The following is an 11,222-nucleotide window of genomic DNA, read 5'->3' as shown; positions in this document are numbered from 1 at the left end:
AAGCCATCACTCTCTGTTGATAGGTAGATGAGGAAGACCATGAAAAAAATGTGGAAGGCACTGTGCGCCCTCGCAATGGTGGGCCTGATGAGTTTGTCCGCCCAGGCGGAAGAAAAGACGATCACCATGGGAACATTGTCGTGGGAAGACCTGACGCCCATCACCGGCATCACCAAGAAGGCGCTGGAAAATTCCGGCTACACCGTGAAAGTCGTCGAGTTCTCCGAGTGGGGCATTGCCTACGCCGCCCTGACCAAAGGGGATATCCAGGTGCTGGCGTCGCAAATCGACTACGCGGCTTACGACTACTGGAACAAGAACAAAAACCGCCTGGAAAAACTTTCGCCGGTTTCCTTCGGGCTCTATCAGGGCATCGCCGTACCGAAGTACGTGACGATCGATTCCATCGACCAGCTTAACGACAACGCCGATAAGTTCGGCAACAAGATCATCGGCATTGAACCAGGCTCGGGCTTGATGAGCGATGCCACAAATGCGGTCAGCAGTTACGGCCTCAAGCCCAAGTTGCTCGAAGGCAGTACTGCGGCAATGACCGCAGCGCTGAAGTCGGCGGTAGACCGCAAGGAGTGGGTAGCCGTCACTGTCTGGGAACCGTCCTGGATGGCGCAGAAATATGACCTCAAGTTCCTGAAGGATCCAAAGGGTGTTTTCCCACCCGCACAGGGTTACTACTGGGTAGGGCACAAGGGTTTCTCCGAAAGCTACCCTCACGCACGTGAAGTGATGGCGGGCGTTTACGTTCCCCTGGCCGACATCACTCAGATCAATAGCGCAGTCAAGGACGGTAAAACCATGGCTGAAGCGGTCAAGGACTGGACCGACAACCATGCCGAGCTGATGAAGCGCTGGGCTAATGTGAAGAATTAAGACGCACGTAGTTTGCCACTGCCGCCTTTCGTTCAATGAGAGAAGCCAGAAGCACTGGCTCGATGGGTTACCAAAATGACAACGGCTGATATCGACACCAACGAAGTACTGATAGATTGCCAATCAGTCTGGAAAATCTTTGGCAATAGAGCCCCGGCGGCAATGCAGGCTGTGGTGGAGCGGGGCTTGAGCAAGACCCAGGTCCTGCAGGACTACAGTTGCGTGGTCGGCGTCTCTGACGTCAGTCTCCAGGTTCGTCGCGCGGAGATCTTCTGCATCATGGGGTTGTCCGGCAGTGGCAAATCCACGCTGATCAGGCTACTCAACAAGCTGATCACACCGAGTGCGGGGAAAGTGCTGGTCAAGGGCAAGGATCTTTCCTCATTGACCCCCGCGCAATTGCGCGATGTGAGGGCGCGCAATATCGGCATGGTTTTTCAGAGCGTCGCGTTGTTGCCAAACCGTACCGTACTGGAAAACACCGCCTTCGGCCTGGAAGTCCAGGGCGTCGGCAAGGCCGAACGCTACAAGGTCGCAGAACGTGCGTTGGCCAAGGTAGGGCTCACCGACTGGGCTTCACGTTACCCGAGCGAGTTGTCCGGTGGCATGCAGCAACGCGTCGGGCTCGCCCGGGCCATTACGGCGGATCCCGAAGTCATCTTGATGGACGAACCATTCAGCGCGCTCGATCCGTTGATCCGCCGTCAACTGCAGGATGAGTTCCGTCAGTTGACCAAGGAGCTGGGAAAGTCTGCGGTATTCATCACCCATGATCTGGATGAAGCGATCCGCATTGGTGATCGCATCGCGATCATGAAAGACGGCGTCATCATTCAAGTTGGCACGGCGGAAGACATCGTGCTCAATCCTGCGGACGACTACGTCGCGGAGTTCGTTGCGGGCATTTCGCGCCTGCATCTGGTCAAGGCTCATTCGGTGATGACGCCGGTGGAGTCATACCGGGCCGCGAACCCTGGCTGTGATATCTCAAGGTTGCTCAAGACCACGCTCAACGCCGACATCAATGAGTTGATCGGCCTGACGATGAAGTCCGAGCGTGATGCATTGGCAGTCGTCGACGCCGGCGCGGTGGTCGGGATCATCACGCCGCGTGACCTACTGCGGGGCGTCCAGGGGATTCCAAACGAATTCACTGAGCGTTCGTGCAATGCGATGGCGGAGGTTTCCCCATGAACACGCCCGACTTTTCCAGTCAGTTCGACGCTGCGATAGACGCCGGGCTTGGCTGGCTTGCAGACAACGGTGAGTTCGTATTCGACGCCATGAACGCGGCGCTGGCCGGCGTTTATAAAGCGGTCTTGTGGTGCATTGCGTCACCACCGTCTTATGTCATTGCGCTGTTGATCGCGCTGATCGGTTGGCGCGCCGTCGGCAGGCGCTTCGCGATCCTGTCCGGGCTGGCGTTGTTGTTTTGTGCCTTTATCGGTTTGTGGGCAGAAACGGCAAGCACCCTTTCCTTGGTACTGACGGCTACGTTCCTGGCCTTACTGGTGGCTATACCCCTGGGCGTATTGGCGGGGCTCGCACCGTCCATTGATCGTGTCGTAGACCCCTGCCTGGATCTGATCCAGACGATGCCGCCTTATATCTATCTGCTACCGGCAATTGCCTTGCTGGGGTATGGCCCGGCCACCGCGCTGCTGGCAACCTTCATCGTGGCGGTGCCACCGGCGTTTCGCCTGACGTCGCTGGGCATTCGCATGACGCCCAAGGCCTTCATCGAACTGGGCGACGCCAGCGGCGTTACCGGTTGGCAGATGTTCTACAAGATCCGCTTGCCGTTCGCGCTTCCCAGCATCATGGCCGGTGTGAACCAGAGCCTGATGATGGCGTTCGGCATGGTAGTGATTGCCGGCATCGTTGGATCGGGAGGCCTGGGTGAGTCCATCTATGGTGCGGTCCGCACACTGGATATTGCCAAGTCCATCAACGCGGCCATCGCCATCGTGATCCTGACCATGATTCTGGACCGGCTGGCGCAAAGCGCCGTTCGAGCACCCAACGGAGAGCAACCATGAACTTTTCTCCCGGCGCCTTTCTGGCACCCGTCGTCGATTGGCTCAACGCCAATTTCCACGGGTTGTTCGTCGTCATCAGCAAGGTCATCGAAACGACCCTGGGTGCAGTGGAAAGCGTATTGCTCGCTCCTCATCCCTACGTCCTCATTGGCCTGGTGGTCATGGCGGCGGTGTTTTTCGCCAACAAGAAAGTGGCGGCGTATGCCGCTGTGATGCTGGCCTTCTGTTTGTTCTCGGGGCTCTGGCGCGCCTCCATGCAAACCATCGCCCTGGTCGCGGTGGCGGTGCTCATCTCGGTCGCCATCGCGTTCCCTTTGGGCGTCCTGGCCGCGCGGGTAAAACGTGTCGATGCAGCGCTTCTACCGGTTCTGAACATCATGCAAACCGTCCCGCCCTGGGTGTACCTGATCCCTGCGGTGATGTTGTTCAGCCTGGGACGTGTGCCGGCGATCATCGCTACGATTGTCTACGGCATCCCACCGATGCTCCGACTGACCACCCTGGCGTTCAAGCAGTTGCCCAAGGAGCTGTTGGAGCTTGGACAGGCCTCAGGCGCATCGCCGCGGGACATCCTGTTCAAGATCGAACTGCCAACGGCCGCGCCGACCCTTTTGGTGGGCCTTAACCAATGCATCCTGCTCTCGCTCGCGATGGTGGTATTGGCGGGGCTGGTGGGGGCGGGTGGGCTGGGCGCCGAAGTGACGCGGGGTCTCACTCGAATGGAGATGGGACTGGGCTTGCGCGCCGGTCTGGCGATCGTCGCGGTGGCGTTGCTGCTGGATCGGCTGTCGCGCGGCGCACTGCAACGCCATTCGCCGCGTAAGCTTGTTTGAGCGAGGCGAGGCAGTCAGTGATCACACGGCGTCAGTTCAGCGGAGTGATGCAAGGTAAAAACCTTCGCTTCCTGCCGGAAGAAAGGGCAACACCCGCACGAGAAACCCGCGCAGGCTTTCTTTTGCTCGAGCATTTTTCGTTACCGGCGTTCACGCAGTTCCTGGACACCCTCGTGACCGCGAATCTGTTGCGGCCTGGCCTGTTCTCGACCACCACATTCGGGCTGGACGGCGCCGAGGTCGTCAGTGATCTCGGGCTGGTGATTCGTCCCGATGCGGTACTGGCTCGGGAAACGCTGCGGGGGCTGGATCTGTTGGTGATCTGCGGCGGTTATCGGACCGAGCTGAAGGCCGATGATGGCCTGATCGCGTTGCTGCAAGGCGCGTCCTGGCTCGGCATCAGCCTGGCGGGGTTATGGAACGGATCGTGGTTCCTCGGCGTTGCCGGTTTGCTCGATGGCTACCGGTGCGCCATTCATCCGGAGCACCGACCGGCGCTCGCGGAACTTGCCAAGGCGACTCAGGTGACCAGTGACGCTTTGGTCATCGACAAGGATCGGCTCACCGCGTCGAGTCCGGCGGGCGCTTTCCAGATGGCGTTGAGCTGGGTAGGCGGACTGCATGGCAAGGCGCTAGTGGATGGCATTGAAGACATTCTGTCATTCGAAGAATCGCGGTACAGGCGTATCAAAGCTTCCCCACTGGTATGTGTGAGCCCGCCCTTGCGCGAAGTCATTTCGCTCATGGAAGCGAACCTGGAAGAACCGTTGGCGATGCCTGAACTGGCCCGCTATGCCGGACGCTCCCGCCGTCAACTGGAGCGGTTGTTCAAGGAACAGCTGGGCACACCCCCTCAACGTTACTACCTGGAACTGCGCATCACCGAAGCACGACGACTGCTCCAGTACACGGCGCTTTCGCAAACGGAGGTCCTGGTGGCCTGTGGGTTTGTTTCCCCCAGCCATTTCAGCAAGTGCTACAGCTCGTATTTTGGCTATCGCCCGTCAATGGAGAGACGGCGGGTCAAGTGATTCGTCAGCACTCACATTTTTAAAAACTGCGACTACACTCGCTCTTGCTGGCCCAGAAGGATCGACGGCTGCCGCAGGTTTTCGTTGGTCCCTTGAAAACTTTCTTCGAGACAAGGAGCAGTCATGACTACCCCGGACACACTTCTGCAAAGGCAGATCAGTCTTACGCATGCTTTCGTGGTCAACAATGCGGCGTTGCATTCTCAGACCTGGAAAGACATGAAAAACCCGACGTCGAGTCAGGTTTCGGACAATATTCTTACGCGTCTCAAGGCCTCCAAGGTAGGCGGCGGTTATGACATCGTCTGGGGCCCCGCGCTGGTGCCGGATGGCGAGCACGTGGCGCACATTACCGTGGTGCTGGCCGACAGGAACAATGAGAACAACCTCGTCGTCGTGACCAGTGGGACACTCATCGACTCCATGAAGGATCAGGTGGACGATCTGGATATTTTCCCCATGGTGTCATTGCAGAGTGTTATCCCGGGCTGCCAGGTGACGGCGAGTATCGCCGAGGGCACTGCAAAGGGTGTGGGCGCGATACTGACGACGGCACCTACTGTCGGTTCTCAGGACACGCTGTGCGATTTTCTAGGGAAGCAGAAAAGTGGGACGAACATCCGCTTGGTCGGTCATAGCCTCGGCGGCGCGCTGATGTCGGTGGTCGCGCTTTATCTGAAAGACAAATTTCCGGGCTTTAACTACTTTTGTGAAACCTTTGCCGCCCCCACGGCGGGCGACGGTCTTTTCGCGAGCTATTTCAATAAGCAAATGGCCGGTCATGCGTTGCGCATCTACAACAGCCTGGATGTCGTTCCGATGGCGTGGTGCGCCACTTCGCTCAATTTCTCCCTGACGGTCTATGACAACGCCATTGATGACTTCATGAAGAATTCGGTGTGCTCCAACATCGACAAGGTTGTGAATAACAACCTGAACTATACGCAATGGGGAATGGGCAGCGCGAACATGGAACTGCGGCTCTGTGGGAAACCCAATTCCGATTGCAAAAGCTACGAGTCTCAGTCCGGCTATCAGCACATCTACGAGTACATGACACTGCTGGGTTTGCAACCTGGCGATATACCGATGCCGCCGTCCGGCAGTTAATGGAATAGTTTCGCTGTCCTGATATTCGGGTGGCAGGCAGAGGCCTTCCATGGGAAGCCTGCCACTCGGATATCCGGAAACTTTCTAATTACAACGGTGCTTGAATCGTCTTCTGCCAAGAACCGTAGTTTTTTCTCGCTCATCAATCGGCGATTAATTGCGGAGCAACTATGTCTGATGCCGGATTCTGTTTTTTGTGTTTTCTCGCCACCGCGGACCAGCCGATGAGGAAGCTGAAATGACCAACCCGAACGCCGTGAAAACTTACATCGGCTGTTACTACCTCACCAACGTTATTAATACCAGTACCTGGTTCGCCTACCGCCAGGGTGATTCGTTGGCCTGTCAGCTATCGGACAACGGCGACTTGAAAGACGCGACCTTATTTGCCTTTTACCTGGGGGATAGCTTCACCCCCGACACTGTCAGCCTGGGCGGCCACAACTGGCTTCAGGTCCAATCGGTGCACGACGGGGTGTGGTTGGACTTTGGCAGCTCGATTCCGGGCGGTGCCGCAGGCGATTTCTATGTTGCGCTTACCTCTCCAGACACACCTGCGACCCTTGCTCTGTCGAGCGGCACCAAGTACGGGATCCCGCCAATGAATAACACCATCTGGATGGAGCTCGTCCAAGGCAAGTCGGTTGTATCGGTCTTCTATATGGACATCCTGGACAAGACGGTCGTCTGGACAGATGTGGCGAAGGCCGTGGAGTTTGCCAACGTGTCTGCACCTCTCACGACGAAGCAGCTACTCCCGGCTGCATGGGACCTGAACAAGCAGACTTACGACCAGACCGACTTCGGGTATCTGTTCCTGAACAATGCTGATTTCTCCGGTACCCGGGTGACAAACAGCAATCTGAGCAATGTCACCTTTTCGGGCACCGCGAATTTCCCGGAGGCGGTGCTTGATGGCAGTAATTTTCGCGGTTGCAAGTTGGATGGCGCGAGCTTTTGTAACGCCTCGCTCAAGGACGTCGATTTCAGCAACGCCAGCCTGAAAGGATGCGACTTTTCAGGGGCAGTGTTCGACAACTGTAACTTGGAAGGCGCTGACCTGACAGGCGCCGACCTGTCCCTGGCGACCCTTTCGGATCTCACCAAGCCCATCTGCATCACTCGAGCTGAGACAAACCGAACTATTTTTTCGAACGCCCGGGTGAACAAGATCCTCACGCATGAGTTCGACGGCGAGGATGATGATATCTACGTCTGGAGCTATGCACAGATGGACGGTGTCCAGTTCATGATGGAAGATCCCGACCACCCGGGCGCGGCGATCCTCGATGGGACGCTCGATAATCTGATCGCAAAATATGCCGTGCTGACCGGCGTGCAGTTCGGTGCCGTGGGCTCTCCAAGCATCAGCTACTCGGACTTTTCCAACGCTCAGCTCGGGGGCGCCAACCTGGTGAACGCGGACCTGTCCTACACCAAGTTCGACCATGCCACCTTCTCGACACCGGACGGCAAGCACCGCTGTAATCTGAGCGGTGCGTACCTGCTCAATGCCACATTCAGCAACGCGGACCTGTCGTACGCCATGATGCCGTTCTGCTACTTGTATGGCGGCAAAGCGACGCTGGTCGATGCGACCATCAAACAGGTGGACTTCACGGGGGCGTACCTCTTCGCGGCTAATTTCTCGGGTGTAAGTGGACAGAATGCTGTGGGTGCCACCTTCGACGGAGCGTGCCTCATCAACGCCAAATTCGTCGGTGTCGATCTGGCGACCGTGGATGATCAACGCGCCTGCTCGTTCGCGAGCGCGTGTCTTCAAGGGGTCGATTTTTCCGGTGCGAACACAAAGGGCGTCAATTTCACGGGAGCGGCCGTCAGCACAGAGGAAGGCACCTTGAATGTCCATGGCGGCCGGGAAGATACGACCCAGCTTACGTACGGCATCACACAGCTGCCGGAGAACACCATTGACGCGACGTGCCCGAACGGCCAGACAGGGCCGTGCACCGGCACTATGTGGCACGCCAACGACGCCCCCATGAGCGACTGGCATTACAACGACCACAGCTGACCGCGAGACACGACATATCCTGCGCGAACGTTCGCATCCAATATCATCGATGACAGGGAAGCAATCATGAATCAAGGGAATGATGGGGCGGCCGGCCGGCGCACGGACAAACTGCCCGGACCGACCGAGACGCGCACGCTGCACTTCGACCTCCGGCACTGCAAGGACCCGGACGACGTGCTCCTGCACGCGAATCTGAGGCAATACCGGCTCGAACGTCACACGCCGCAGACCCTGGCACGGGCCAGCCAGGACACGCCTTTCCTGGCCCTGCTTGCTCAGGAGCACGTCACGCATTACATCGAGGACCTTCCCGTCCCCTCGAACCGCCCGGCACTGGTCACCGTGTCCACGGGAACCGGTGAGGGATCGATCCGCAACACCCTCTCCATGTTCTTGCACGTTCCCAAGGCCGGCAGAGCGGCTGCACGGGAAGAAATGAAGAGGCGCGGCAAGGACGTACTCGCTTCGGCACGCGACAAACTCGCCAGGTACGGCATCACGTCGGAACATCTCGAACCGCTGGTCCTGGAGGGCGATTTCCCGGACCACGTCGATAATTACGTCGAGGCCATGGAGGCCGCGGTGGCCGTGCTTTTCCATCACCCGAGCCTGCTGAATCTCAGTGGTGACAACGGCGGTGCCATCCCGGCGTATATCAAGGAAAGCTGCATCAAGGAGGCGATTGCCAATGATGCCAACACCTTGGTGGATACGATCAACGGAGCCGGTGACGCGTGGCAGAAAAAAGTACCGCTGCTCGACTGGAATAAACAGCAGGTGTACGACGGCGACAAACCGCTCTATACGTCCAAGCTCAACGAGGGCGTGCGGATGGCCGTGTCGAGTACATTGCCACTGGCGATCCAGTTATCCCGGCAGGATGAATACCTTCGCGGCGCGCTGTGGAAAGTGTTCGAGGGTGTCGTATCGAGCGAGTACCAGGGCACGGCCGGCACTCATTCAATGCGCCGGCGTGACCAGGACTCCCAATGGCAATTGAAGAACCTGACCCCGGGCCTGGGCGTCGTGGTCGACCCTGCCAGCGTGAAGTACGACGGCAGCAACATGTCCGTGACGGTGGAGAACCAGTGGCTCAGGCACCTGGGAGCCTACATCGAGTTCCTGGATGCCCGCGGCACTCCCGTCGCGCCACCGGATTCATGGCCGGCGGTTTCGGTTCCCAGTATGTTCAGCGGCACCGCCACAACCAAGTACCTCGACCGAGTCGGGCCCATCGATGAGATCGCCGGTATCCCTATCGATGTCACCGATATGACGCTGTCGTTCCCCGTGCCGGACGCGGCCAACGCGGTGAACATCCATCTGGCGGGCCTTGGGATTTTCGGCCCCGGGCATACCGACCGGCATATCTGTCTCCTGGGCATCTTCATGACGGCAACCTTCGAGTATGCGATCCCGATCATCGCGCTCGCCGCGGGGGCCGCCTTGATGAAGACGGAGTTCGTCACCAATCTGCTGAAGGACAACGCGGTCTACGTTGGGATCCTGGGCGTCTTGGCGACGATCGACGCGGCGATCATCGACTACGCATTGACGGGTGGAATCAAGGAGGTTCTCCTCAAGCTGGCCAACATCATCGGGCCCTTGTTGTGGAAGACAGGCTTGAAGGCCATGTTGCTGGAGTTTATCGCGCAAGGGGCCCTGGAGGAGGCGATCCCATTCGTGGACCTGGCCCTGGAAGCGGTCAACGCGGCGATTACCGCTGTGCAGCTTGGCCAGACGATATTTGAGGTGCTTGAGGCCGCGCCGATCTATACCTCAACGGTGACGAGGACCATCGATCTGAATATCACCCTCATGCCGGACTCGCAGTTCCATTACTTCCCCATGCAGGCGACGCATTACGTGGTCACTGTCTCGTACGACAGCCAGGTGACGGTCCCTTCCAAGACGTTTTCGTTGTCGCAGGGGACGAACAACCAACCCATCCCGATCAGTTTCAAGGGCGTTCCGGGTGGAGGAAAGTTGAAGGTGACTGCCATTTTCTACGCCGACGACGGATGGGTTGCGGGCAAAGGGGGCACTGACTGGACACCCGCGTTGGGCACGGACGGCAGCACGCTGGTGATACCGGACCTGGAGATCAAGAACAGCTTGCCTCCACTGACCAAAAGCTCGGTCTACGAGCACGTGGAGAAGCTGGTCTACGAGGGCGGTGCGCACGTGTGGAGCAAGGGCGCGCCGCTGCCGACGGCCACGGCGACCTCCGGCTCGGATCTGCTCAGCCTGACGAGCATTACCCTGGCGCAGGGCCCCGCGTCGATCGGCTACGGCTGGCAGGCCACTCATCTGAACATTCCGGAAAACCTCCCGACCAACCCCCGGTCGATCGATGCCATGTACACGGTGCAGAACGTGTCACTTCTCGCGCCACCGGAGCAGGCCTACCAGCCACTCGACGTCGGCTATACCGGCAAGTCCGGCATCTGCTACGACCTGGTGAGCCCGTCGGACGGGTCGGGGAGAAACTTCTTTCTCGACGGCAACCCGATTGCAGCCGGTAGCGAGTATGACGCACCGTCGTATGTTCATCTTCGCAAAGTCACGCTGAGCTATGACAACGAAGCGAAATGCGCTCCTCTTCAGTCCGGGGTGGGGCAGAGCTATGGTCGATTCCCGGCGGGTATCCCACTGGACGATTTCGTCCTGCACCCGCAGGGTTATGTATTTGCCATCAGTACCGGGCGAAGCAAACTGCTGCGATGCGAGCTGTCGAGCGCACCCGTCGCGGATGGTGAAGCCCAGGACGCCTGCCTGCTCTGCGGCAAGGGCTCGCGGGAGGGGCTGCTGTCGGATCCGGTAGCGATCGCCATCGGTCTGGATGGTGTAGTGATGGTGCTCGAAGCCGACAACGCACGGGTGCAGGCGTTTGACATCCACGGTAATCCGGTCAAGTACTTCCAGGACAAGACCTCGTCGACGTTGGCGCTGAACGCCCGTGGACAGGCGACTTATCTCGACCTGGACGTGGAGGCCAAGGGGTATGTCTACGTGCTCTCCTATACCGACGACGGCAGTTCGCCGGATGACTACTACATGGATATCTACACGCCGCAGGGCGATCTTTTGGTGTCAACGCAAGGCGTCGCCGCCGGCAAGCTCACCGTCAGCCTGGACCGGAACGTATATGCGCTCAACTACGAGCTGATCCACGGCGCGGACGGCAAGCCCGAGCCCTCGATCAGCCATTGGATGCCGCCGGCTCCGTCCAGTTGAAATGAGTTTGCGCCAACCTGTGGGAGCACGGCTTGCCCGCGATAGC

8 protein-coding genes are annotated in these 11,222 nt (G+C 58.7%); all 8 read left to right on the top strand.

All coding sequences use genetic code 11. The features are described 5' to 3' along the window. Nucleotides 1–39: 39 nt before the first annotated feature. The 8 genes from LCU97_RS17830 to LCU97_RS17795 all read left to right on the top strand — a co-directional run bounded on the left by LCU97_RS17830 (nt 40) and on the right by LCU97_RS17795 (nt 11,176). The gene (locus LCU97_RS17830; RefSeq protein ID WP_232777426.1) at nt 40–888 is read left to right on the top strand and encodes a glycine betaine ABC transporter substrate-binding protein; all 849 of its coding nucleotides are present in this window, start codon (nt 40–42) and stop codon (nt 886–888) included. A gap of 75 nt (nt 889–963) precedes the next feature. Beyond that, nucleotides 964–2,082: a quaternary amine ABC transporter ATP-binding protein gene (locus tag LCU97_RS17825; RefSeq protein WP_053154047.1), complete on the top strand. Its 1,119-nt coding sequence runs from the start codon at nt 964–966 to the stop codon at nt 2,080–2,082. After that, the gene (locus tag LCU97_RS17820) at nt 2,079–2,927 is read left to right on the top strand and encodes an ABC transporter permease (protein ID WP_053154043.1); all 849 of its coding nucleotides are present in this window, start codon (nt 2,079–2,081) and stop codon (nt 2,925–2,927) included. Before LCU97_RS17825 ends, LCU97_RS17820 begins: the two co-directional genes overlap by 4 nt. After that, on the top strand, nt 2,924–3,760 hold the full coding sequence (locus LCU97_RS17815) for an ABC transporter permease (protein ID WP_232777351.1): 837 nt from the start codon (nt 2,924–2,926) through the stop codon (nt 3,758–3,760). The genes LCU97_RS17820 and LCU97_RS17815 overlap by 4 nt, the downstream gene beginning before the upstream one ends. Before the next feature lie 47 nt (nt 3,761–3,807). Then, nucleotides 3,808–4,791: a GlxA family transcriptional regulator gene (locus LCU97_RS17810; RefSeq protein ID WP_053154038.1), complete on the top strand. Its 984-nt coding sequence runs from the start codon at nt 3,808–3,810 to the stop codon at nt 4,789–4,791. Between the two features lie 123 nt (nt 4,792–4,914). Further along, entirely contained in the window at nt 4,915–5,901 is a 987-nt protein-coding gene (locus LCU97_RS17805; RefSeq protein ID WP_053154035.1) for a lipase family protein, read from the top strand. Nucleotides 5,902–6,139: 238 nt separating this feature from the next. Continuing rightward, nucleotides 6,140–7,936, top strand: coding sequence for a pentapeptide repeat-containing protein (locus LCU97_RS17800; protein WP_053154033.1), 1,797 nt, complete (start codon nt 6,140–6,142; stop codon nt 7,934–7,936). A gap of 66 nt (nt 7,937–8,002) precedes the next feature. Continuing rightward, a complete protein-coding gene (locus LCU97_RS17795) occupies nt 8,003–11,176 on the top strand; it encodes an NHL repeat-containing protein (RefSeq protein WP_232777350.1) in 3,174 nt (1,057 codons plus the stop codon). Nucleotides 11,177–11,222: the final 46 nt, after the last annotated feature.

Source organism: Pseudomonas uvaldensis (genome assembly GCF_021271205.1).
Classification (GTDB): Bacteria; Pseudomonadota; Gammaproteobacteria; order Pseudomonadales; family Pseudomonadaceae; genus Aquipseudomonas; species Aquipseudomonas uvaldensis.
Note: the sequence above shows the minus strand (reverse complement) of the source record. Positions and strands in the feature narration are given on the sequence as shown.